The sequence below is a fragment of the Streptomyces sp. NPDC007164 genome, assembly GCF_040634135.1.
In the GTDB taxonomy this organism is placed as follows: Bacteria; Actinomycetota; Actinomycetes; order Streptomycetales; family Streptomycetaceae; genus Streptomyces; species Streptomyces sanglieri.
The window spans coordinates 76,197-99,539 of sequence record NZ_JBEYFB010000029.1; the positions used below are offsets into that span (position 1 = coordinate 76,197).

The window sequence follows — 23,343 nt, forward strand, 5'->3', positions numbered from 1 at the left end:
CGGCTGGTGAGGTGGGGTAGTGGCCCCCTGGCTGCACCGTTACGGTAACCGCGTGGATATGAACGAACGACTGCTTCACGCCACGTCGTTCGGCGCGGCGGCGGTCGCGTACGACGAGCACCGTCCGGATTACGCCCAGGCCGCGGTGCGTTGGGCGCTCAGGCCCGCGCCCGGCCCGCGCGTGCTCGACCTCGGCGCCGGGACCGGCAAGCTCACCGGCACGCTGGACGCGCTGGGCGCCGAAGTCATCGCGGTCGAACCCGACCCGGCGATGCTGACCGAGCTGCGCCGCACGCTGCCCGCTGTCCGTGCGCTGCCGGGCAGCGCAGAGGAGATTCCGCTGCCGGACGGCTCCGTCGATGCCGTGCTGGCCGGCAACGCCATGCACTGGTTCGACATGGCGGTCGCGGGACCCGAGATCGCCAGGGCCCTCGCACCGGGCGGCATCCTTGCCGGCCTGTGGAACGTCATGGACGACCGGGTCGAGTGGGTTGCCGGGCTCGCACGGGCCGGCGGAAGCGCGGCCATCGGCCCACGTGACACGCCCACCAGTTGGCGCGCCGAAACGGCCCGCATGTACCTTCCGAGGACTGGCGCGGCCGCCCGGTTCCGCTCGCCGGAACAGGCCGATTTCCCGCACGGGCAACGTCGCACCGCCGACACCCTCGTCTCGACCCTCGCGACGAGGGCGGGAATGCTCGTCATGCCGGACCATGAACGAGAGACCGGGCTGGGCCGGATCCGCGCCTACCTCGCGAGCCGGCCGGAGACCACCCACGGCGAGTTCACGCTCCCGATGCTGACCGGCGTGCTGCGCGTCCGACGGCTGTGAAGCAGCGGACCGACAACGATCGATGACACACCGCATGCCGTCCCGCACAGCCGGCGGATCGGTCAAACAGGTCTCGGGTTCGTGAGACTCAGCCGAACCCGGGCCGCGGCATCCAGAGCGTCGGCCCGTCGTTCGAGACCGGCGGCGATGTCGTCCCAGTCGGGCCCGTGAAGGTAGAGGCTGCCCGCTGCCTCTCGCATCAGTGCCGGCTCATCGGGCCTCTGCAGGAGAGCGAGCCGATACGCGAGGTTGCGGATCCGCACCGGCAGGTGGCCGTCGACCAGGTTCGGGCACAGTTCCCGCAGCATTGCCAGGATCGCGTCGGCGTCGGCGAACGTCAGCTCCTCGATGAGGAGGGCCTCGTCGTGCCGGCGGTCGCACGGCGGTGTGGGTCGGTACTCGTCCCCGAACAGGCATCGGGCATGGTCCGTCAGGGTGGCGTGCATGGAGCCGAGCGTACGACGCGATCGTTTGCCGGACAGGACCCGGGCCGAGGCCGACGGGCTGGTCGGAGACAGGACATCATCTCGCTGAGCTCACTGCCCGTTCGGGTCCTGGGGCCTCTGGTCGGGCGTCGCGCGCAGGTGCGCACGTGTTCCCTGTGGTCCGAAGAGGATCAGGGCTTCGACCGTGCCGCCATCGGCGCTGCCCAGCCAGTGCGGGAGGGTGGTGTCGAACTCGGCGACCTCACCGGGTGTCAGGGTCAGTTCGCGCTCACCGAGCAGCAGTCGCAGGTGGCCGCTGAGTATGTACAGCCATTCGAAGCCTTCGTGGGTCTGCGGCATCGGCTCGCGGGGGTCCGGCGAGCCAGGAATGATCATTTTGAACGCCTGTATGCCACCGGGTCGCCGTGAAAGCGGGACGAAGACCATCCCGAATCGTCGGACCGGCTTCAGGTGGATGCGGGGATCGCCGGTGCGCGGGGCACCGACGAGATCGTCGAGGGGCACGTTGTAGAGGCGGGCCAGCGGGAGCAGCAGGTCCAGGGCCGGCCGACGCTGTCCGCTCTCCAGCCGGGAGAGCGTGCTCTCCGACACCCCGGTCACCGCCGCGAGATCGGCCAGGGTCATGCCTCGTTCGCGACGCAACGCTCGCAGCCGGGCTCCGACGGCGTCGAGTACGTCCTCCGGTTCACGTTCCATCCCACCATCTTGCCGAAGCCGCAAGATTGCGTGCCGGCCCAGGGACGCCCGGCAAGACTCATGCGCGTTCGTTCCCGGCAGAAGGAGCCCCTATGAGCACCACCGACGTGGTCGAGTTCTGGAATGACGTCCACGCGGCCCGACCCGCGGCCGTCGAACCTCGCCCCAATGCATGCCTCACCGAGGCGGTCACCGGCTTGCCGCCCGGTGATGTGCTGGACCTGGGGTGCGGCGGTGGCGGTGACGCGCTGTGGCTCGCCCGCCTGGGGTGGCGTGTCACCGCCGTCGACGTCTCCTCCGTGGCGGTCGAGCGGCTCCGTGGTATGGCCCTCGCGCACGGCCTGTCCGGCCGGATCGCGGCGCAGCAGCACGACTTGCGCGGATCCTTCCCCGACGGCGCATTCGATCTCGTCTGCGCCCACTACCTCCACACTCCCCTCGACCTGGACAGGACGGCCGTGCTGCGCGCGGCGGCGCACGCGCTGCGCCCGGGCGGCCGGCTGCTGGTCGTGGACCACGGATCGACAGCCCCGTGGTCGTGGGCCCAGGACCCGGATGTCCGGCACCCGGCCCCGCAGGAGGTCGCTGCGGACCTGGCCCTGGACCCGGAGACCTGGACCGTCGAGCAGGCCGACACTTCGGCACGGACCGCGACCGGCCCGGACGGCCGGACGGCCGAGGTGACCGACCATGTCCTGATCATCCGCCGCGCCGTCCGAACAGGGTGCGGTCCTCGAAAGGCAGAACTCATGGCCACCTCTCCCCGGCGCATCGACACACCACCGCCCCGGACCGGCAACACCGAGACCGAGGTTCTGCGCGGGTTCCTCGACTATCTGCGGGACTCGATGGCCGCGAAGGTCGAAGGCGCCCCCGAACCCCAGGTCCGAACGGCCGCGGTGCCATCGGGCACAAACCTTCTCGGCCTGCTCAACCACCTCACGTGCGTCGAACGAGCGACGTTCCTCGGCGCCCGCATCACCGACTGGCCGGCGACCTTCCACGCCTCCCCTTCGGACACTGCGGCGGACGTCGTCACCCGCTACCGGGAATCGGTCACCGCGGCAAACGAGGTGCTCGAAAGGTGCGTCGACCCCGGCGCACCGCTCCCCCGCTCCCGGCCGGGCAAGCCCGGACCCACTGTCCGCTGGGCACTCGCCCACATGATCGAGGAGACCGGCCGCCACGCCGGCCACGCCGACATCCTCCGCGAACTGATCGACGGCTCGACCGGACGCTGACTCACTGGTCTGCGGCATTCCGGCGCTGAACAGCACGCGTCACAGCAGGAAGGTCGAGCGGCCCCAGGACAACGGCGGCCGCGCCGGCGGATCGAGCCCGAGCATTCACCTTTTGACCAGGCAGAACGGGTGCCCGGCCGGATCAGTGAAGACTCGCGCCCTGGCCTCGTCATGAGGCTGGAACTCCGGTTTGCCCGCACCCAGTTCCAGTAGCCGGGCCTCGGCCTCGTCCAGGTCGTCCCCGACGTCGAAGCAGATGTGAAGCTGCTGGGGAACGGTCTGGCCGGGCCAGCTCGGAGCTCGGTAGCCGTCCACCCTTTGAAAGCCGAGGAGAAGTCCGTCCTCACGGTTGAGGCCGGCGAAATCGGCGTCCGACTCGGGATGAAGTCCGAGGCCGGTGGCCTGCTGGTAGAACGCCGCCAGTGCCAACGGATCAGGGCAATCCAGCGTTATCGCACCCAACTTCATCCGCAGCGGCATGTCTTCTCCTGGCTGGTCGTCGGATCCATCCAAGCACACGCCCTGGAGGCGTTCTTCCGCCGGCCGCCCGGCACCGTCCGCACGAGCGGCGGTTCCGGGCGGCCGGCCGGGGCTCAGGTGGCGGCGGGGCGACTGGCCAGGTACTCGGTCAGGCTCTCGCCGGTGAGGGGGTAGTAGTCGGAGAGCCGTGCGCCCTCGTCGAGGCGGCGGCGGGCGAACTCCTCCCGGTCCTGGTGCAGCAGGGAATCCTCGGCGAGCGGGATCGCGTTCCGCTGCGGGACGACGACGGCGCCGTCCTCGTCGGCGACGATCAGGTCGCCGGGCGTCACCAGGGAACCGCCGACGCCGACGGGCACGTTGAACGCGGACGGGAACAGCTCGGTCTGCGAGGCGTAGTGCGGGGTGACTCCGGTGCACCAGATGGGTACGCCGAGGGCGCGTACCCGGGCCGCGTCCCGCACCCGTCCGTCCACCACGATCCCAGCACCGCCGCGCAGCTTGAAGTAGCGCACGAGCATGTCGCCGAGGCAGCCGGTGAAGTGACTGCCGCGGGCCGACACCACGAGCACGTCGCCGGGCTGGATGGATTCGAGGACGCCCCACAGCGGGGTCTTGCGTTCGATGTCCTCCTGCTCCGCGCCGTTGAAGACGTCCTCGCGCTGCGGCAGGAACTCCAGCGTCACGGCACCGCCGGTGATCTTGACGTCCGGCTCCCGGTGCAGCGGCACGGGGCCGTCGATGAACGTCCGGGTGATGCCCATCTGATGCAGCTTCGCGCAGGCCGTCGCCGCGCTCACGTCCTTGAGGGCGTCCACCATCCGTGAGGTGGGTCGTACGTAGGCCGAGGTGTGGACCGGCGCCCGCATCGACTCGTAAGTACAGGTCTCCTCCGTCTCGTTGATACGGGGCGCCCCCGTCGACGGTGCTTCCTGATCCCCAATCGGGTGCATGCACTTGCCTCTCCGCGTGCTCGCCGCACGCAACGCCAGTGACATCATCGCCTATCGATGGTAGATAACAGCCAATCGATTAGTGATGTCAATGCGTCAGGAGCCGTCCGTGACCGATGCTTCCGCCGATCCCGCTGATTCCACTGTCCGCACCGGGTGGTTCGAAGCGTCGCGCTTCGGGCTCTTCGTCCATTACGGCCTGTACAGCCTGGCGGCCCGGCACGAGTGGGTGCGCAGCCGGGAGGCCATGTCGCAGCAGGAGTACGACCGTTACCTGGACCGGTTCGATCCCGATCTCTTCGATGCCCGTCAACTGGCGCGTACCGCCCGGGAGTCCGGGATGCGTTACGCGGTGCTGACCGCCAAGCACCACGACGGGTTCTGTCTGTTCGGCTCGGCACTGTCCGAATACACCTCGGTGCACGCGACCGGCCGCGACCTGGTGCGCGAGTTCGTCGACGCGATGCGCGCCGAGGGCCTGCGGGTCGGCCTGTACTACTCGCTGCTCGACTGGCACCACCCCGACTTCGCGGTCGACGAGCACCACCCGCTGCGGGACACCGAGGCCGGGCGGAAGCCCCGCGACATGGCGCGCTACCGGGCGTACATGGAGGGGCAGATACGCGAACTCCTCACCGACTACGGCCGCATCGACCTGCTCTTCTTCGACTTCACCTACCCGGAGAAAGGCCCGGAGGAGTGGGGTTCGCGGCAACTTCTCGACCTGGCACGAGAGTTGCAACCGGGCATTCTGGTCAATGACCGGCTCGGGATTCCGGGCGACTATGTGACGCCCGAGCAGTACCAGCCGGACCGGCCGCTGGAGCGGGCCGGCGAGCGGGTGATGTGGGAGGCGTGCCACACGCTCAACGGCTCGTGGGGGTACGACCGCGACAACCACGACTACAAGGACCCTGCGTTGTTGGTCCGCATGCTGGTGGAGTCCGTCGCCTGCGGCGGAAACCTCATCCTGAACGTCGGGCCCACCGGCCGCGGCGCCCTGGATCCCCGGGCCCGGGCCACGCTCCGCGCCATCGGCGAGTGGACCATGCCGCACGCCCGGTCCGTGCACGGTGCGGGGCCGAGCGCCTTCGAGGCGCCTGCCAACGCCCTGTACACGCAGTCAGGCACCCGCCTGTATCTGCATCTGCTGGCCTGGCCCCTGAAACACCTCCATCTGCCGGGACTGGCCGGGCACGTACGGTACGCCCAGCTCCTGCACGACGGCTCGGAGATCCGCTTCCACGAGATGGACGGCGCGCGGCACGAGCACAACAACCTCGCGCCACCGAACCAGCCGGCGGGCACTCTCACCCTGACCCTCCCCGTCGCCCGGCCCGACGTACTGCTCCCGGTGATCGAGCTGGTGCTGGGCGGGGAGGAGTGATCCCGGTGGGGGGTGCCCCCGAGGTCTCCAGGAGTGGGTGGCCCTCCCGACTCCGACGGCACCCAAGGCCGTGTGGCCGTGCGGTGGTTGATCGACGACGGGGCCCGGCGAGGCCGGGAGGAACGAACTCAGAGGTTTGGCGCAGCACTCTTGAAGAAGCGGGGTGCCACCCCTAGCATCAGCAATCGATAGACGATAGTCACGGAGGCGAGGGTTTCTCCCCGCCTCCACCGCATCGCACCACCTCGCCGGGCGGCCCGCACCGATGACCGTCCGCGACCCACTCCCGCAACTGCTCCACCGGGAACTCTGTGGCTGAACACCAGCTATCGATTATTCACGACTACGCAACGGAGCGTGTCCCGATGAAAACAATGTGGCGTCGAACCTGCGGACTCGCCCTGGCTCCTCTGGTGATGGCATCTGCCGTCGCCTGTGGCAATGGGTCCGACCAGGCCTCGGAGGGCACGACCCTCCGCGTCATCGTGAACATCACGCCGAACCTGACGGAGAAGTACTGGAACGATCTCTTCGACACCTATGAGAAGTCCCACCCCGGTGTCACGGTCAAGCTCGAACTGACCGGCACCATCTCGGCGGACGCGAAGCTGAGGCAGGACCTGGCCGCGGGCGACCCGCCGGACGTCGCCCAGCAGATCACACCGACGGCCGACACCGCGTCGCTCTTCGCCGACCTGTCGGACCAGCCCTGGACCGCCAAGACTCCGCTGGCCGACCAGTACGCCATCGACGGCAAGCACTACGTAGTCGGTGTGGGTGAACAGATTCAGTCGCTCGTCTTCTACAACAAGGCCGCGTTCGAGAAGGCCGGGATCGACGCCACCAGCATCCGGACCATGGATCAGTTCACCGCCGCCATGGGCAGCTTGAAGGGCGCCGGCTACAAGCCGCTGCAGACGGCCGGCCAGTGGGTCACCGGCTCCCAGTTCTCGATGATGGCCGACGCGGGTGTGCTCACTACCGACCCCGAGTGGACGGCCAAGCGCAACGACGGCAAGGCCTCCTTCGCCAAGAGCGGCTACCTGCCCTACCTGGAGCACTACAAGAGCTGGATCGACAAGGGCTACCTGGACAAGAGCGCGCTCGGCCTCACCTACGCGGACGGCCAGACCGCCTTCCTGAACGGCAAGTCCGCGATGTACATCATGGGTTCGTTCTTCGTGCCCGCCGCCGACGCCGCGAAGAAGAGCGACGAGATCGGCGTGTTCACCATGCCGACCGACGGGGCCTACCCGTCCGGTCAGTTCGGCAACATCTCGAATCCGTACGTCGTGGTGAACAAGTCGCGCCACAGGGCCGAGGCGATCGAGTTCGTGAAGTGGGCGACCACCGACCCGAAGGCCATCAAGAGCCAGCTCGCCTCCGACGCCAATCTCCGCGAGGGCTTCACGTATCCGATGTCCAGCCTCGGTTCGTCCGTGCAGAAGGTCCTGGACAAGGCGCCGTCGGTGATCGTGAAGTCCGGGAAGAGCCAGCCGATCGCCGGGTTCAGCGATGAGCTCAACAAGCAGATCCAGTCCTTGTACACGGGCTCGTCCCCGGCGGGCGCGGCCGACGGATTGGACAAGTGGTGGAACTCGCAGAGCTGAACGCAGGGCTGAAGCAGCGCCGCCGGGCGAGGCTGCGGGACTCGGCGATCTCCTTCGGGATGATGGGCCCGGCCGTCCTGCTCTACACGCTGATGACCGTGGTTCCGGTGGGTGTCGCGATCTATCTCAGTCTGACCGACTGGGACGGCTTCTCCACCGCCTCGTTCACCGGGCTCGACAACTACAAGCACCTGTTCGACGACCCGAGTTCGTCGGACGCCTGGTACGTGACGGGTCTGATCGCCGTGGTCGGCACGGTCCTCATGGTGGGACTGGGGCTCGTGTACGCGCTGGCCCTCAAGGGCCGCTCCCGCGCGAACTCCTTCTTCCGGGCCGTCGCCTACTTCCCGCACGTCATCAGCGCGCTGATCCTCGGCTATCTGTGGGCGGCGATCCTCGGCACCAACGGCGCCATCAACAACACCCTCGCCAAGTTCGGCATCGAACCGCTCGGCTTCCTCTTCGACGAGAAGTTCGCGCTGATCTCGCTGATCGCGGTGATCGTGTGGGCCGGATTCGGCTTCAACGTCGTCCTGTTCGTGGCCGCCCTGCAGACGGTGCCCGCCGAGCTGCTGGAGGCCGCGGCGATAGACGGCGCCTCCAAGCGGCAGATCAATCTCCGGATCGTGATCCCCATGATCGCTCCCGTGGTCACCGTGGCGACGGTGCTGAACCTGGTGGGGCTGATCCGGGCGTACGACATCGTGGTCAGCCTCACCGGCGGCGGGCCGGCCGGGTCGACCCAGACGTTCACATACCTCATTCTCGCCCGGTCCTTCGAGGGCACCAAGGTCGGGTACGCGACCGCGCAGGCAGTGTTCCTGATGGTGGTGTCCGCCGTGCTCGCCCTCCTCGTGACGGCGCTGCGCAACCGTCAAGACCAAGCTGCGACAGGTTAGTTAGGAGCCGTTGGTGGTCGTACTAGAGGCAGAGGTCCGCGACAGGCCGAAGGCCGCGCCGACCGAGGGCGGTGTCGCGCCGCGGCGTCCGGAGCACAAGGAGCCGCGCTCACCCGTGCGGTGGGCTCTGCTCGGCGTGCTGTTCATCGTCATGATCGTGCCGGTCTACCTGCTCGTGGTGAACGCCTTCAAGTCGCAGCAGGACATCCTCGACAACCCGTTCTCGGTCCCCCTGGGCGGGCTGACCTTCGAGCACATGTCGGCCGCGATCAACAGCCCGCAGTTCAACGTCATCGGTGGCTACGGCTTCACGCTGTTCCTCGTGGTGGTCGTGGACGTGCTGTGCATCCTGCTCGCGGGCCCGGCCGCGTACGCGATCGCGCGCAGCCTCAAGCGGCGCACACAGCTGGTGCTGCTGTACTTCCTGGCCGGTACGTTCATCCCGGGCGCCGCCGTGATCATCCCGGTGATCTACGTGCTGCGCGAGGTGGGCCTGGCCAATACCGTGACCGGTCTGGTCGCGCACGACGTGGCGTCGACACTGCCGGTGAGCATCTTCCTGTTCGTCGGCTTCATCCGCACCATTCCGGTGGACATCGACAACGCGGCGACGATCGACGGCGCGGGCCGGTACCGCACGTTCTGGTCCATCATCTTCCCGCTGATGCGTCCCGCGGTCGTCACGGTGCTGATCCTCAACTCGATCGGGATCTGGAACGACTTCGTGTCGCCGCAGATCCTGCTCAGCCCGTCCTCCGGGCACTACACGGTCACGACGGCGATCTACGCCGGTATCAGCCAGTACTCGACCGATCTGACGAAGGTGTTCCCGAACCTTCTGCTCGCCGTCGCACCCGTCGTCATCTTCTTCATCTACATGCAGCGCCACATCATCAGCGGTCTCACCGTCGGCGCGGTGAAGGGATGAGCAGCCGGAGCACGGGTCGAGGTGGGACGGCCGCGCCCGATGTCTCCCGTCCGGGAGAGAGCCGAGACAAGAGAGAGGATCACGTAGTGCTGAGTAGATGGATGCCACGGTCCCGCAGGGGACCGTGGTCCGCAGCCGCCCTGCTCGCCGCCCTGACCGTGATGGTGGCGGGTCAGCCCGCCGCCGCCCATCCGGTCGAGTTCCGGAAGGGAAGGACGTACTACGTCTCGCCGTCCGGTCAGGACGCCGCCGGCGGCAGGAGCCCCAGGGCGCCGTTCCGGCACATCCAGAAGTGCGCGGACGTGATGGTGCCGGGCGATACGTGCCTGGTCCTGTCCGGCACGTACGAGGAGACCGTGGTGCCGGCCCGCTCCGGCACCGCCGAGCTGCCGATCACGTACCGCGCCGCCCCTGGGGCGAAGGTCACGGTGAGCGGTGCCTCCCGGATCGGCGGCTTCGAGCCGGTCACCGCCTCCGATCTCGCCGAGATCGCCAAGTCCGACCCGTTCGCCGCCGAATCGCAGTTCAGCGACGCGGTGGCGGCCGGGCACATCTACAGCACCGGCGTCGACCTCGGCGCGGACGTGACCACGGTGCAGGTGTTCACCGACAAGAAGATGGACATCGAGGCCCAGTGGCCGTACCCCGGCCTCGACCTGCTCGACCCCACGCTCCAGTACGCCGGTGAGGGCAGCGCGGACGCCACCGTCGCCGACTCGGACCTGACCCGCCCGGCGGGGTACTGGGACGGTGCACGGGCCCTCACCGGCTACTGGTACGTGTCGGCCACCACCACGGTGAAGAGCTCCGCGGCCGGCTCGGTGACACTGGACGCGGCGCCTCCGTGCGTGCACAAGGTCGTGCCCAAGGAGACCCGGTACGCGCTCTCCGGGAAGATCGGTGAACTCGGGCATCCCGGCGAGTGGTTCTACGACCCGACCGCGAAGCGCCTGTACGTGTACGGCACCGACGACCCGGATGCCCACACCGTCGAGGCCAAGCGGCGCACCCTGGGCTTCGACCTGACGAACGCCAGTCACACGACGATCGCGGGCATCGGCCTGTTCGCCACCACGGTCAGTACGGGCCCCTCCAGCACCGGCGTCACGCTGGACGGCATCAACGGCCGGTATCTGTCGCACTACACGGACATCACCCGGGGTGCGACGGACTGCGGCAGCACGGTGACACGGGGCGTCGGCGACACCGGCATCATCCTCGACGGCACCCACAACACAATCGTGAACAGTGATCTGGCGCTGAGCGCCGGGAACGGCATCGCGCTGCGCGGGCAGAACAACACCGCCACGGACAACGTGATCCACGACGTCGACTACATGGGCACCTACGCGGCGGGCATCGCCGTGCAGGGCAACAGCCAGACGGTCACGCACAACACGATCTCCCGGGTCGGCCGCAGCGGGATCAACCTCCAGTGGAACGAGGTGAGCGGCCTCGCCCCGGGCAAGGACCTGATCGCGTACAACGACATCTCCGGGTACGCCCGGCTGAGCCTGGACGTCGCCGCGATCTACACCTGTTGCAGCGCCTGGATGATGGGCACGTCCATCGACCACAACATACTGCACGACCCGGCACCGGCCACGACCTCCACCACGTTCGGGATCTCCGGAATCTACGCGGACAACGGCCAGAGCGATCTGGTGATCGCGAACAACGTGGGCTGGGGCAACCGGGAGGGCACGGTGATGCTCAACGGTCTGGGCACCGGGTCTCACGACAACGGCGTCTACAACAACACCGGGGGAATGACGCTGTTCTATGTGAAGGAGCCGGGGCAGTCGACCGGCACCAGGATCTACAACAACATCGGCACGATCCGGGGCCTGGACGGCGCCACCGACGGCGGGCTCGTGCTCTCCAACAACCTGCCCACGGGCGTCGATCCGCTGTTCGTCGACGCGGCGAACCACGACTTCCGGCTGACCGCGGAGTCCCCCGCACGCAATCAGGCGATTCCGCTGCCGGGAATCAATGACGGTTCCACGGACGCGACGCCGAGTCTGGGCGCCCACCAGTACGGGGCGCCCGCATGGGCCGCCGGGGCCCGTCGGTAGCCGACCCCCGACACGGCTGTGGGCCCGGTCCGGGATTCCGGACCGGGCCCACAGCCGGTCGGTCAATTCGTCTTCGGCTTCGCCGCCGCTCTCCCGGCGGCGCTCTTCCTGGCCGCTGTCCTTCCGGCAGTCGTCCGGCCGGCCGCGGTCCCCTTCGTCGCCGTGGCCTTCTTTCGCGGCTTCTTGGCCTCCCGGGCGTCCGGAACGGGTCCGCGCCCGGCGGCGTGGTCGGCGAAGGCAGCGGCCGCCTTGTCTGGCTCCCCGGACCGCAGCAGCCCGACGAGACGGCCGTGTTCGTCGGCCATCGCGCACCAGTCGCCCTCGAAGAGTGGGTCGGAGATGGCCCGCAGGGTGCGCAGGCTCGGCTCGATGACCTCCCACATCCGGGCCAGGAACGGATTGCCCGCGTACTGGCTGACCAGGGTGTGAAACTCTATGTCGGCGTCACGGAACCCGCTGACGTCGTTCGCGGCGACCGCCTCGTGCATCCGCTCGACCAGTGCGTCGAGCTCGGTGAGCTGTTCCTCGGTGATGTGCTCGGTGGCGAGCCGGGCGGCCAGGCTCTCCAGCGGCTCGCGGACCTGGCGTGCGTACTCCGCGTCCTGCGAGGAGATCTCGACGACGAAGTGGCCACGTCGCGGGACGTGCGTGAACAGGCCCTCACGGGCGAGCCGCTTGACCGCCTCACGCACGGGGGCCTGGCTCACGCCGAGCCGCCGGGCGATCTCCGATTCGACCACGCGGTCGTTCGGCGCGAGATCGCCCTCGACGACGGCCTGGCGGAGCAGTTCGTACACCTGGTCCGAGATCAGGGTCTTGCGGAACCGGTCCTTGTTGGTGGCCAGCGTGGAGACGAATCCACCCGACGCATTAGATGCCATGAATACCCAATCCTGCACTGGGGCACGTCAGTTGCGACATAGTACGCGCCCGTCTTCTCTCGATGGAGTCGCATCGAGGTTTCCAGCTGCCAGTCTTCCGGCCGTTCCCGTTCGACAACCTCACGGCCGGGTCGAAATGTGCCATCGGGCCTCTCCGCGGAGATGGGGACCGAGTCCCGGCGAGGTGAAGTCGGTCACTCATCATCGCCTATCGATCATCGAGGGAATCGAAGCAGGGGCGTTCGAGCACTGTCAACCACGCCGACGTCGACCACACGCAGATCGGCCACCCGCGCATCGGCCATGCGGGCATCGGTCATGCGGACTCAGCCGCCGAACCCGTACACCCGGACCGCGTTCGCATGCAGTACGCGATCGAGCCGATCGGCCGCCAGATGGGACAGCCCGAGCCTGGACACGGCGAGCGAGTCGGCCCGTGACCCGCGGGGCAGGCAGATCGGCCAGTCGGAGCCGATGAGGCAACGGTCGGGCCCGAGCGTGTCGACGACGTGCCGCACCATGTCCGCGATGCGCTGCGGCGGGACCCCGTGCTGCTGGGTGAGCAGCCCGGAGATCTTCACCACCACGTTCGGGCTTGCGGCGGCGCGCTCGACGTCGCGGAACCACTCCCCCGCCTCCGGTGTGCGCGGGTCCGGGGCATTGCCCAGGTGGTCGACGACGAGGGTGAGCCCGGGATGCCGGGACCCGACATCTGCGGCCGCCGTCAACGCCCCGCGATGCAGATTGAGTTCCAGCACGACGCCCGCCTCGGCCAGCACGGGGACGAGCTCGCGGGCCGGCTCGGGGGTACCCGTCCACGAGGAGCCGCCGATCCGCATGCCATTGGGGCGGAGGTCGCCCAGCTCCTGAAGAGCGGCACGGAAGGCATCGGGCCCGTCCGCGCCGTGGACATGGAGGTTGGCCACGTACCCGGTGACCAGGTCCGGACGGCGACGGCGCAGTTCACGCAGGACGAGCGTCTCTCCCGCATCGCCGCGCGACGCCTCCACCAGTACCGCTCCGGCCAGGTCGAGGCCGGCGCCCGACTGCTCCAGGTCGTCCTCGCCGTAGGCGCGGTGGTGCTCGCCGCCCGGTCGGATCCACGGGAATCCCTGGGCCGGATCCCACAGGTGGACATGACAGTCGATCACGGTGCGCCTCCTCCTCGGGCCTGACGGGGCCGCTCCGAAGTATTGACACTTCGGCTCCCCTCCCATGAGTCTAACTATCGGCTATCGATGGGCGATTGTTCAATCCGTACATGACGAGGGTGCAGGTGTTCTCGATGCTCAGGCCTGAACGAACCGGCGACGCGCACAGCACGGGCGAGGCGCACGGACCTCTGCTGACCGCGAACCGGCGCGTCGGTGAGGTCCCCGAGTGGGCTTATTTGGAAAGGGAGTTGTTCGACCTCCAGGACAAGGCATGGCGACTCTTCGCCGACCGCTACACCGAGGGCGACGGCCGCCTCGTCTTCCGTGACACGCTCGGGCAGGGCATGGACGGCCGGGACGGCGTGGACGACTTCTACGAACCGTTCTTCAACTGGCCGACGCTCTATCTGCTCGGTGGCAGCACGGAGCTGCTGACCGCCGCGAGGCGCCACTGGCGCGGAGTCACCGCGCAGCTCACCGAGATGGGCATGCTCACCGAGGGCCTGGAGCGTGGCTACGACTGGTTCCACCAGGGCGAGGGACTGCTCCTCTTCTACGGTCTGTGCCTGGCGGACCCGCAGGACGCGGAGCTGCGCGAACTCGCCGTGCGCTTCGCCGACTTCTACCTTCCCGGCGGCCCCAACTACGACCCCGAGCACCGTCTCCTGCGCGCCCCGCACAACGGCTCGGCGGGCCCGCGCTTCGGCTTCAGCGACGAGGAGGCGTACTTCCCGTGGAGCCTGGCCCTGCGCCCGTACGGTCTGCCGCTGGACGGGTTCGACGACGTCACGTCCTTCGACGACCTGGCCGCCTCGCCCGAGCGGGCCCGCGCGTACGGCAGCGCGATGTGGGACCGGATGGGCCGGGGTGACACGATCGTGAACCTCGCCGCCACCGGCCTCGCCACCAACGCCTTCCTGCTCAGCGGCGAGCAGCGCTATGCGGACTGGGTGGCCGAGTATGTCGGCGTGTGGCAGGAGCGGCTCGCGGGTCGCGATGTGGTGCCCGACAATGTCGGCCTGGGCGGTGTGGTGGGCGAGTACTTGGAGGGCCGCTGGTACGGCGGCCACTACGGCTGGTCGTGGCCGCACGGGCTGTCCCCGGTCGGCAGCGCGACCGTCATCGGCGCCGCCAACGCGACGCTCCTCACCGGGGACCGGGGCTTCCTGGACCTCGCCCGCAATCCGCTCGACACGGTGCTGCGCCACGCCGAGCAGCGCGGCGCCGATCAGATGGGCACCCTCGGCGAGCGCTGGGAGCCGCACCTGCGTGCCATGCCGGCCGAGCGCACCCTCATGGTGCCCCAGCGGCACAACGACTCCGGCTGGTTCGACTTCACCGTCATGCCGGGGCAACTCCCGCTCACGCTGTGGCACTTCAGCCGCGAACAGGTCGACCGGGAGCGGATCGAGCACCTGCGCGCCGAGTCCCGGTGGGACTGGACCGCCGTGCACACCCAGCGGATCAAGGACGAGGCCGGGCACGAGGAGCCCTGGTACGAGTTCCTGCACGGACGGAACCCGCAGTTCCCCGAGCGGATGCTGCGCAGCGCCCTCGCGAGCTGCGCCGAGCGGGTCGAGGCCATCGAGAACGACACCGTCGACCCGGCCGTCGGCCCCGACGCCCTGGACATCCACCACTGGCAGCACCTCAACCCGGTGGTGACGGAAGCGCTGCTGCAGCTGACCACCGGTTCGCCGCAGGTGCTCTACAACGGCGGCCTCGCCCAACTGCATGTGCGCTATCACGACGCGGAGTCCCGCCGCCCCGGTCTGCCGCAGGACGTCGCCGCACTGGTCTCCGACATCCGCCCGGACCACACGGTGGTGGAGCTGGTCAACCTCGGCGGTGCGGCACGTTCTCTGCTGGTGCAGGCGGGGTCGTTCGCCGAGCACCACGTCGCCACCGTACGCGTGGACGACGGACCCGAGCGGCCGGTCGACGGACCGTACTGCCGCGTCGGCCTTCCCGGGAACTCAAGGATCCGGCTGACCCTAACCATGACGCTGCGTGCGAGCCGCGCGGCCTGTTCCTCCCCGTGGGAGACGGTATGAGCAGCACCGCCGCAACGAGCCGGCTGTCCTTCGCCCTGCCCCGCATCGGCATCGGCACCGCTCCCCTGGGCGGGCTCTTCGAAGAGGTCAGTGAGCAGGACGCCGCCGCGACCCTCAAGGCCGCCGCCGAGGCCGGGATCACCTACTTCGACACCGCACCCCGCTACGGACACGGCCTCGCCGAACAGCGTCTGGGCCGCCTGCTGCCCCCGTCGGGCGGCAGCGGCCCGGTGATCTCGACCAAGACGGGCTGGCTGCTGCGCCCCCGGCCGGACGGTTCACCCGGTGAGGTGATCACCGACTGGACGGAGCGCGGCATCCGCGAGTCCCTGGAGTCGAGCCTGACCCGTCTGGGCCGCTCCAGCGTCGACATCCTCTATCTGCACGACCCGGACGACTACCCGGACGAGATACGCCGCACGGCCTATCCGGCGGTGCGCAAGCTGCGTGACGAGGGGCTGATCCGGGCGATCGGATTCGGCATGAACCACAGCGGCCCGCTCGCCTCGTACGTGGCGGAGTTCGAGGTCGACGTCGTGCTCATCGCGGGCCGCTTCTCGCTCCTCGACCACGAGGCGCTCACCACCCTGTTGCCGTTGTGCGCCGAGACGGGCACGGCGGTGGTCGTCGGCGGCGTCTTCAACACCGGGCTGCTGGCCGCCCCGTCCCCCGGTGCCATGTTCAACTACCGCCCGGTTCCTGCGGAGACGCTGGAGCGGGCACGGCAGTGCCGGGCGCTGTGCGAGGCGTACGAGGTGCCGCTCCCCGCAGCCGCGATCCAGTTCCCACTGCTGCATGCCGCCGTCAACTCGGTGGTGCTCGGCTGCCGTTCGGCTGCCGAGGTGACGGCGAACGCGGCGGCTGCCCGCTTCTCGATCCCGGGCGAGCTGTGGCAACGGCTCGCGGACGCCGGGTTCGTGCCCGAGCAGTTGCTGGAGGGGCTCGGCGAGTAGCGCGGCCGAGGAGGGCCGGGCGGTCCGGGGCGAGGCGCGGCTGATCGGATACGGCGCCGCTGATGCCGTATTCGTTCCGGCTGCCGGCCCGTCGGCACGGCGCCGCAGTGCCGACGGGCCGACATGGCAGTTCCGCTCCCGCCCGGCGACGGAACGGCCACATCGGGCGGGAGCTGGCTGCGCGGGTGTTCCGGTGTTCCGGTGTACGCGAGCGTCGGGGCGTGTGTGTGCAAGCGGTGTGTCGCGGGGGCTGTTTATGGCTGGAAGTACTCCGCCATCATGCGGCTGACCCACTCGGGCTGCCTGATGTCCACCGCACGGAACTCCGCCATCGTCGGCTGTCAGGTCAATGACCGGGGTGCCCGAGACCGCGTCGGGACCCACCACCGTCAGTTCGCGGCCGTGGACGGATTCGATGGCGCAGCACGTCACACCGATACGGTTCGGCCTGCGGGGGCCGCGGCCGGCGAAGACGCCGACGGGCGGGAGGTCGGAGCGGCCACGGTAGGGGCGGGGCTCGCGGTAGTCGTCGTGTTCCGGAAACCGGTCGAAGATGAAGAGCACCTCCACGTGGGAGAAGCCCTCCAGACCCTGCAGGCATGTCTCGCCGAAGCGCTCGTCGACAGTGATCGTGCTGCGGACGGCACGCCAGTTGTCCGTGTGCTGGATGTCCGTTCGTCCTCTTCGGTCAGCCCGGTGCCCAGCTGGGAATGGCCGGGACGTCCGGGAGATGGAGATCGGTGGTCGGCCCACCGCATCTCATCGGCATTCACCGATCGACCGGACAGACACATCCGATCAGCTGACCGATCCGGCCGAAGAGGCACGATCTGGACACCGCCCGGTGGATGGGGCGGGGGTTCAACGAACCGGGAGCGGCCGCTGCTCAAGCAACCGCAGCTGCCGCCTCGGGGTCGGCGAGCGCGCTCGTGGTGGAATCCGGGAAGAGGCCATGCGGGCGGCCATTTGCGGGACGACCGCAGGACCGGCGGTGTCAGGCGGCGGTGTGGCCGATCACCTTGGCGACGACGTCGGTGATCAGGGGGCCGCATCCCTCAGGCGCACGGCCGGTGAAAACCAGGGTGAAGTGGTCGTCACCGGCGACGAACTGCAGGCTTCTGTTGACCGAGGCGAACCGGGGGCCGACCGGGGTGTACGAGTAGCCCACGGCGTCCGTGGTGGGGGGAACCACCTCGGCACTGTAGGACTGGTCGCCCATTGAACCGGCGCATGCGGGGTCGGGGTTGCGAGCGTGCTTCCAGGTGACGTCGACCACGGAGCCCGTGTCCGCCTCGAAATCCTGGGAGAGGAATCCCGGTCCGATGTCGACTGCCTGCTGGGTGTACTGGGTGAGGCCGCGGCTGTAGAGGGTCACCCCGCCGCCCCGCTTGAGCTCGCCGACCTGCCAGTCGCCGATGTTCTCGCCATCGTCGTACTCCACGTAGCCTCCCGCCGGGGCGATCGGCGCGGAGAATGTGCCGTTCTTGATGAGGTTTCCGGCCGCCACCGCGGGGTGGACGGTGGCGGTGGTGGCCAGGATCGTGGCGCCCAGCAGGGCACCGACGGACGTGCGCTTGTTCATGCCTCTTCCTTCAGTCGTCGAGAAAGGGGAGCGGGTGCCCTCGGCTCCCGAGCGACACCCGCAGGCCGGTTTCGCTGTCAGAGGATGCTGAACAGCGGGACGACGTGCCCGTGAGCCTCGCTGGGAAGGTACTGCTCATTGCCGTGGTACTTGACGAAGTAGCCGGCGAACTCCCCCGTGATGGAGGTGAAGATGTCGCTGGTGCTGCCTCCCTCCATAGTGGCGCATCCCTTTTCGTCGGTCTGCGATGTGCCGAAACACTCACCGCTGTCACCTACGAACCAATCGACGTCCTCGTAGGCCACCGGCTTCCCCTTGCTCGTCAGCCGGCATTTTCCGGTCGCATGCAGTCCGGAGAGGAGATGGCCCTTGACCGTTTGGGCTTCCAGACTCGTGGGCTGCTTTGCGGCCGGTTGCGACGGCTGCGACGACTGCGAGTCACCGGGTGAGACTCTTCTTGGCGACATGGTGTCTCCTTACGTTCCAGCGACCACGCGTTCCGTGGTGCGCACGAGAGCAACATCTCACGCTCTGCCACAAAACGCATTCACTTCGCCACTCTCCGTAGTGGATGGCGACGGCCCGGGAGTTCTTGAGCCGGTTGATGGTCCGCTCCACTTCGTTGCGGCGCCGGTGGCGCTCGCTCGTGATCCCGTTGGTCGCCCAACGGTGGTCACTCCATCAGCCGCCCCGGCCGCCCAAAGGCGGCAGGCGCGGTTTGAGCAGCGACCACTCACGGTTCGTTGAACCCCCCGGATCGGACCGTTCGCCCCGGACGGGCTGTTCATCAGCGTCGTCATCCTCTTCGCCCTCCAGGGCGACGCCATCACCTCGCAACCGCTGGACGTCGTGCGGATCGCGCTGCCGCTGCTCGGGTATTTCACGCTGATGTGGGCCGAGTCGACGGCCGTCGGCAAGGGGACGTGAGGCGGAAGCCCGATGTTGCGACGGTTTAACTGCCGTTCCAGAGCCGGTTCCTGGGACCTGGAGCTGGAGCTGGAGCTGGAGCTGGACAGTGCCCTCGCCCGGGTGTCCTGACGCATTGGGTCGTGCATCACGGTTCCAACGGGAGTCCGCATCCCCGATCATGTCGACTCGTTGTGACCACGCAGTCCGACCGGCCACGAGGTCGGCTCAGAACAGGAGACTTCTTCATGCGTCATCCAGCACTCGCCGCTGCGTCGGCGCTCGTCGCCACCCTCGCACTGTCCGCGCCGGCCGTCGCAGCCCCGACGGCGTCCGCCGAGACGCCGGTCATCTTCGTGCACGGCCGCAATAGCGATGCCGGCGTCTGGAACTCGATGATCAGCCGCTTCGAGTCCGCGGGTGATCCGAAGAGCCGCTTCTTCGCCTGGGAATACGACACATCGCTGTCGACCAACGAGGTCCTGAGTGGCCAACTGGCCGACTACGTCAGCCGCGTGCTCGACGAGACCGGCACGAAGCAGGTCGACATCGTCGCGCTCAGCCTGGGCAGCCTCCCGTCCCGCTGGTACATCAAGTTCGGGGGTGGGGGCACCACCGTCCGGAACTGGGTGTCCCTGGCCGGCCCCAACCACGGCACGAGCCTGGGCTACCTCTGTGCGCTCTGGGACCAGGGGTGCAGGGACATGACGCCCGGATCGTACGTCGTCCAGCACCTCAACGAAGCGGACCCGACACCCGGATCCACGCGATACACGACGTTCCGTTCCGGCTGCGACGAGCAGATCAGTCCGACCGCGAGCACGCTGCTGGACGGGGCTGCCAACCTTGAGACCAGTTGCCTCAAGCACAACGCTCTGCTGACGGATCCAGCCGTCGCGGACCAGGTGCGCACCATTCTGAAGTAGTCCGACTGTCCCCGGGGAAGGGGTCTCGGCGGCAGTCAGACCGATCGGATCGGCTCGCCGCCTTCACCGGAGTACGCGTCGGGGCTGGTACTCACGTGACACAGCCGTCCACCGGCGATCCCGAATGGAACAGCCCAGATGATGACATCCGCGATGACGCCATGGTCCCCGCCCTCGGCAACCCAGCGCCGCTTGCCGAGCCGGACGGCCGCGAACACGAACACGAACACGCCCAGGATTCAGAAGGCGTACGCCCTCAACGGAACCGGGCCGACGTGAAGAACCCCTGTCGAAGGACTGGGAAGGTGGGCGAATTCCAAGGTCACTCCGCTTTCCGGTCCAGGTTCAGGTCCCGGTCCCGGTCCCGCCCCCAGAACTCCGGGACAGACGCCGACGCCCGAGGGCTGAGCCGAGTGCGGCGATCCAGATCAGCAGCAGGGGAAGCGAAACGTACGCCACCGGGGTCAAGACGGTGGAAAGGAACAGATATCCGATGCCGGACAGGGTGATCGTGACGGCGAGGCCCCAGCCGATGACGATCTCCCGGCGCCGCAGCAGTGTGCCGTGCCGCGAGGCCGTGCAGACAGCCGCTGCGAGTACGGCGAGCACTAACATCTTGACACCGTCCGCACGTTGGACCGCCTCGAACAGTGCACCGGTTCTGCCCGGTGACGCCGGATCGGCTCCAGGCACTGCTATCAGTTCCAGAACGAGCTGTACGAGTGCGAGCACCCCCGCGACTCTCCCGGCCCATCCGGCGAAGCCGGCCGCGGCACTGCCGGTCCGGCGGGACCGGACGAGCAGTCCGGATCCGATGACCACCAGCCCGACCGCTGCCACCCCGTGAACGAGCAGCGCCTGGGTCACGGCCTGGATCGGCCTGTCGTCATACGCGCCCGCGATCTCGGCGTGTGTGTCGCCGACTTCGGGTGTGGCTCCCCATGCGGCGACGAGCCCGAGAATCCATGCCGCGGCATGCGAGTATCCGGCGGCGCGGGCGGTTACGCCGGAAGCAGGCTGTTGGGCGATCGCGGTCATGCGGTCCCTCCTCGGGGCTTGTCACGGATTGCCTGGGCAAACGCATCGCAGCCGGTGCGCCACGCGGCGTCCAGGTCTGCGTCGGGCGGAAAGCGGCCGTCGAGTTCAAGCACGACCATGCCGTGCGCAAATGCCCAGAACGAGCGAGCGATGTCGATGTCGCCGTGCACCGCGCGGGCCAGCGGCATGGCCGCACGGTCCTCAAGTCCATCGGGGAGAGCGGTGCGGCCGAGCGGCTGGGTGTGGGTGATGCGGTAGAGATGCGGGCCGGCGAGGGCGTGCTGCCGGTAGGCGCGGGCGAGCACAAGAAGGGGCGGATCAACGCCGATCTCGGCTTCTGCCGCTTCCAGATCCTCCGCCAACTGGGTCATCCCCTGCGCCTGGAGCCCGGCTTCGACAGCGGCCTTGTCGGGAAAGTGCTTGTACAGAGAAGGCGCCCGGATGCCGACACGCGCCGCGATACGTCGCATCGACAACGCATCGGGGCCTTCGGTGTCGAGCAGTTCCCGGGCGGCGGCCATGATCTGCCGCGCGCGGTCAGCCACGCCGGGCCACCCCCGCGATCGCAATTCCCGCAGTGCGCTTCGCACAGTTGCGTCGGAATGCGCCCGACCCGGCAAGGAAGGCGAGCGCAGCGACGGCCGACGGCTCCCGCATGTCTCCGGCGTCCGCCAATGCCCCGGCGAGGCCGGCTGCCTCACGCGCATTCCGGCGGGTTCGGGGTGGGACGTTGCCGCCCGAAGTGTTGCTGGTTGTGGCGGTGTTCATTGCGGCCCTCTCATGTCGTGACCGACCGGCGCGGCTAACACCGTTAGCCATCTGGCGTCACGTTATGACTAACGGCGTTAGCCGTCAAGGTCGATGGCTCGACTGCCGCCTTCCTCTCTGCCGGACGAATTCGAGCCGGTTCCCGCGGCCCAGCAGAAGGGGGGCCGATCGCCATTCCGGCCCGGCCCCCGGGCTGCGGGCTGCGGGCTGCGGGCTGCGGGCTGCGGGCTGCGGGCTGCGGGCTGATGAGCAGGGACGTTCCGGCTACCGGCCGGGGCGCTGCCGCACCAGGTATGCGTACCGGTGGTTGAGTCCGCTGCGACTGCGTATGAAGACTGCCGCCGCTGCGTCGTTCGCGGCACCCGGCTGCCCGGCGGTCCCACCTGCCCGGCGGTCGCACCTGACCAGCGGTCGCACCTGACCAGTGATCCGGCGGTCCGGCGGCCGGCCGGCCTCACCCCCGACGGCCGGGGAATGCGCCGCTGGGCGGACAGCCGGAGTTGGGCATGGAGTGGGCGTGACACGGTCCCCGCCTATAGCGATTCCCTGGGCACCGGCATTCTCGTCCCGTACCGTCGCGGGCATCAGGGTCGCGACGGTGCCCGACGACCGTCGCCGCTGCTACGCCTGGCACGCACCCCGCCCGGGTCAGGACATCAGCACCGCTTTCCCCAGCGCGACCACGACACCGTCGTCATTGCAGGAGCTGCCGTCACTGATGTCGGCCTCTATACCGAGCTTGACCACGCCGGTGATGTCCACCGACACGGTCTGCGGTTTGTTGACCTCCAGCATGATGTTCTTACGTGTCTTCCCGTCCCCGATGACCTCCAACTTGCCACTCACGGCTACGGCGTTGTCGTCGAGCCCCACGGTCAGGACGAGCTTCTTGTACTTCTGGTTGATGCTGTACTCGGCGCCGGGCTGGCAGGGGTATGTGACAACCATGGCATTGGAGTAGGACTTGCCCCCCAGCGTCACGGTCCGGAGTGCGAACTCGTCGTCGGGATAGTCCCCGAGCGGGGTGAGATCGCTCAGGGTGACTTCACCCGACGGCAGCGGAGCGGGCGCGGGCGACTGCGCGGAGCCGTCGTCGGCCGACTCCCGGGGCGACGCCACGACGGTGGCGGTGGCCGTCACGGTTTCCGTGACCGTCACGGTCTTGGCCGTCGGAGAGTTCACCACGGTCGGCAACCCGAAGAACCCGAGCAGCAGACCGACGACGGCCGTGATGGCCGAGACGAGCGCGGCGATCTCACCGACCCGTCTCGGTCGCGGCGTCGGCGTCGGCGTCGGAAGTCCGGGGTCTGGCGGCGAGGGCGGCCGTGGCGGAGGCGGCGGAGGCGGCACTCCGTCGTCGGGCGGTGCTGCTGAACTCATCGGCCGTTCCTCCCCGTTGCGAGTAGAGATGCATTAAACGGGATGCCAACCTTGCACGGCTAGAACTCGGCCGGCCGATCATGCGGCCGCTTCGCAACCGAGATGCAGATGCGGACGTGGGAGGAGCGGATTTACCCGGAAGGCCGGGTTGCTA

At 68.6% G+C, this 23,343-nt stretch carries 21 protein-coding genes and 4 pseudogenes; 12 read left to right on the forward strand and 13 right to left on the reverse strand.

From position 1 onward, the window contains the following. Positions 1-58 precede the first annotated feature (58 nt). Entirely contained in the window at positions 59-832 is a 774-nt protein-coding gene (locus tag ABZ622_RS28985) for a class I SAM-dependent methyltransferase (RefSeq protein WP_360548163.1), read from the forward strand. Positions 833-894: 62 nt separating this feature from the next. Here the strand turns inward: ABZ622_RS28985 and ABZ622_RS28990 are convergent, their stop codons facing one another. Together ABZ622_RS28990 and ABZ622_RS28995 are read right to left on the reverse strand one after the other, a co-directional pair. After that, complete coding sequence (locus tag ABZ622_RS28990; protein ID WP_360548099.1) at positions 895-1,278, reverse strand: hypothetical protein; 384 nt, start codon at positions 1,276-1,278, stop codon at positions 895-897. A 90-nt stretch (positions 1,279-1,368) separates the two neighbouring features. Then, positions 1,369-1,974, reverse strand: a complete 606-nt coding sequence (locus tag ABZ622_RS28995; protein ID WP_360548101.1) for a helix-turn-helix domain-containing protein — start codon at positions 1,972-1,974, stop codon at positions 1,369-1,371. 92 nt (positions 1,975-2,066) lie between these two features. Here ABZ622_RS28995 and ABZ622_RS29000 point away from each other — a divergent pair. Beyond that, positions 2,067-2,687: pseudogene (locus tag ABZ622_RS29000) on the forward strand (class I SAM-dependent methyltransferase); the annotation flags it as partial. Between the two features lie 36 nt (positions 2,688-2,723). Then, the gene (locus ABZ622_RS29005) at positions 2,724-3,215 is read left to right on the forward strand and encodes a DinB family protein (protein WP_360548164.1); all 492 of its coding nucleotides are present in this window, start codon (positions 2,724-2,726) and stop codon (positions 3,213-3,215) included. Between the two features lie 105 nt (positions 3,216-3,320). Here the strand turns inward: ABZ622_RS29005 and ABZ622_RS29010 are convergent, their stop codons facing one another. After that, positions 3,321-3,695 carry a VOC family protein gene (locus ABZ622_RS29010; protein ID WP_360548103.1) on the reverse strand — a complete coding sequence of 125 codons (375 nt, stop codon included), beginning with the start codon at positions 3,693-3,695 and terminating at the stop codon, positions 3,321-3,323. A gap of 113 nt (positions 3,696-3,808) precedes the next feature. Beyond that, the gene (locus tag ABZ622_RS29015) at positions 3,809-4,645 is read right to left on the reverse strand and encodes a ribonuclease activity regulator RraA (RefSeq protein WP_360548105.1); all 837 of its coding nucleotides are present in this window, start codon (positions 4,643-4,645) and stop codon (positions 3,809-3,811) included. A 109-nt stretch (positions 4,646-4,754) separates the two neighbouring features. Here ABZ622_RS29015 and ABZ622_RS29020 point away from each other — a divergent pair, with 109 nt between their 5' ends. From ABZ622_RS29020 to ABZ622_RS29040, 5 genes are all read left to right on the forward strand, one after another. After that, positions 4,755-6,032, forward strand: a complete 1,278-nt coding sequence (locus ABZ622_RS29020) for an alpha-L-fucosidase (protein ID WP_360548107.1) — start codon at positions 4,755-4,757, stop codon at positions 6,030-6,032. A gap of 416 nt (positions 6,033-6,448) precedes the next feature. Next, positions 6,449-7,642 carry an extracellular solute-binding protein gene (locus ABZ622_RS29025; protein WP_360548109.1) on the forward strand — a complete coding sequence of 398 codons (1,194 nt, stop codon included), beginning with the start codon at positions 6,449-6,451 and terminating at the stop codon, positions 7,640-7,642. Beyond that, on the forward strand, positions 7,621-8,541 hold the full coding sequence (locus ABZ622_RS29030; protein ID WP_360548111.1) for a sugar ABC transporter permease: 921 nt from the start codon (positions 7,621-7,623) through the stop codon (positions 8,539-8,541). Before ABZ622_RS29025 ends, ABZ622_RS29030 begins: the two co-directional genes overlap by 22 nt. Positions 8,542-8,554: 13 nt before the next feature. Then, complete coding sequence (locus ABZ622_RS29035) at positions 8,555-9,469, forward strand: carbohydrate ABC transporter permease (RefSeq protein WP_360548113.1); 915 nt, start codon at positions 8,555-8,557, stop codon at positions 9,467-9,469. Positions 9,470-9,570: 101 nt separating this feature from the next. Then, on the forward strand, positions 9,571-11,547 hold the full coding sequence (locus ABZ622_RS29040; RefSeq protein WP_360548115.1) for a hypothetical protein: 1,977 nt from the start codon (positions 9,571-9,573) through the stop codon (positions 11,545-11,547). Positions 11,548-11,609: 62 nt separating this feature from the next. Here the strand turns inward: ABZ622_RS29040 and ABZ622_RS29045 are convergent, their stop codons facing one another. Further along, a complete protein-coding gene (locus tag ABZ622_RS29045) occupies positions 11,610-12,428 on the reverse strand; it encodes a GntR family transcriptional regulator (protein WP_360548117.1) in 819 nt (272 codons plus the stop codon). Between the two features lie 326 nt (positions 12,429-12,754). Beyond that, positions 12,755-13,579 (reverse strand): amidohydrolase family protein, encoded by an 825-nt coding sequence (locus ABZ622_RS29050; protein ID WP_360548119.1) that lies wholly within the window; start codon positions 13,577-13,579, stop codon positions 12,755-12,757. Between the two features lie 110 nt (positions 13,580-13,689). Between ABZ622_RS29050 and ABZ622_RS29055 the strand changes: the two genes are divergently transcribed. Both ABZ622_RS29055 and ABZ622_RS29060 read left to right on the forward strand, forming a co-directional pair. After that, complete coding sequence (locus ABZ622_RS29055; protein WP_360548121.1) at positions 13,690-15,636, forward strand: hypothetical protein; 1,947 nt, start codon at positions 13,690-13,692, stop codon at positions 15,634-15,636. Then, entirely contained in the window at positions 15,633-16,589 is a 957-nt protein-coding gene (locus ABZ622_RS29060) for an aldo/keto reductase (RefSeq protein WP_360548123.1), read from the forward strand. The genes ABZ622_RS29055 and ABZ622_RS29060 overlap by 4 nt, the downstream gene beginning before the upstream one ends. A 402-nt stretch (positions 16,590-16,991) precedes the next feature. On the opposite strand, the pseudogene ABZ622_RS29065 reads toward ABZ622_RS29060, so the two are convergent. The 3 genes and pseudogenes from ABZ622_RS29065 to ABZ622_RS29075 all read right to left on the reverse strand — a co-directional run. Continuing rightward, positions 16,992-17,342 (reverse strand): annotated as a pseudogene (locus ABZ622_RS29065) (TrmO family methyltransferase); the annotation flags it as partial. Between the two features lie 241 nt (positions 17,343-17,583). Next, positions 17,584-18,171, reverse strand: a complete 588-nt coding sequence (locus ABZ622_RS29070; RefSeq protein WP_360548125.1) for a hypothetical protein — start codon at positions 18,169-18,171, stop codon at positions 17,584-17,586. Positions 18,172-18,248: 77 nt separating this feature from the next. Further along, positions 18,249-18,476, reverse strand: a complete 228-nt coding sequence (locus ABZ622_RS29075) for a hypothetical protein (protein ID WP_360548127.1) — start codon at positions 18,474-18,476, stop codon at positions 18,249-18,251. A gap of 445 nt (positions 18,477-18,921) precedes the next feature. On the opposite strand from ABZ622_RS29075, the pseudogene ABZ622_RS29080 reads away from it, so the two are divergent. Continuing rightward, positions 18,922-19,089 (forward strand): annotated as a pseudogene (locus ABZ622_RS29080) (arsenical-resistance protein); the annotation flags it as partial. A 236-nt stretch (positions 19,090-19,325) separates the two neighbouring features. After that, a complete protein-coding gene (locus tag ABZ622_RS29085) occupies positions 19,326-20,003 on the forward strand; it encodes a triacylglycerol lipase (RefSeq protein WP_360548129.1) in 678 nt (225 codons plus the stop codon). Positions 20,004-20,089: 86 nt separating this feature from the next. Here the strand turns inward: ABZ622_RS29085 and ABZ622_RS29090 are convergent. The 4 genes and pseudogenes from ABZ622_RS29090 to ABZ622_RS29105 all read right to left on the reverse strand — a co-directional run. Then, positions 20,090-20,242 (reverse strand): annotated as a pseudogene (locus ABZ622_RS29090) (prolipoprotein diacylglyceryl transferase family protein); the annotation flags it as partial. A gap of 106 nt (positions 20,243-20,348) precedes the next feature. Then, entirely contained in the window at positions 20,349-21,041 is a 693-nt protein-coding gene (locus ABZ622_RS29095) for a hypothetical protein (RefSeq protein WP_360548131.1), read from the reverse strand. Next, positions 21,038-21,586, reverse strand: a complete 549-nt coding sequence (locus ABZ622_RS29100) for a TetR/AcrR family transcriptional regulator (protein ID WP_360548133.1) — start codon at positions 21,584-21,586, stop codon at positions 21,038-21,040. Before ABZ622_RS29100 ends, ABZ622_RS29095 begins: the two co-directional genes overlap by 4 nt. Positions 21,587-22,457: 871 nt before the next feature. Beyond that, positions 22,458-23,189, reverse strand: a complete 732-nt coding sequence (locus tag ABZ622_RS29105) for an NPCBM/NEW2 domain-containing protein (RefSeq protein WP_360548135.1) — start codon at positions 23,187-23,189, stop codon at positions 22,458-22,460. Positions 23,190-23,343: the final 154 nt, after the last annotated feature.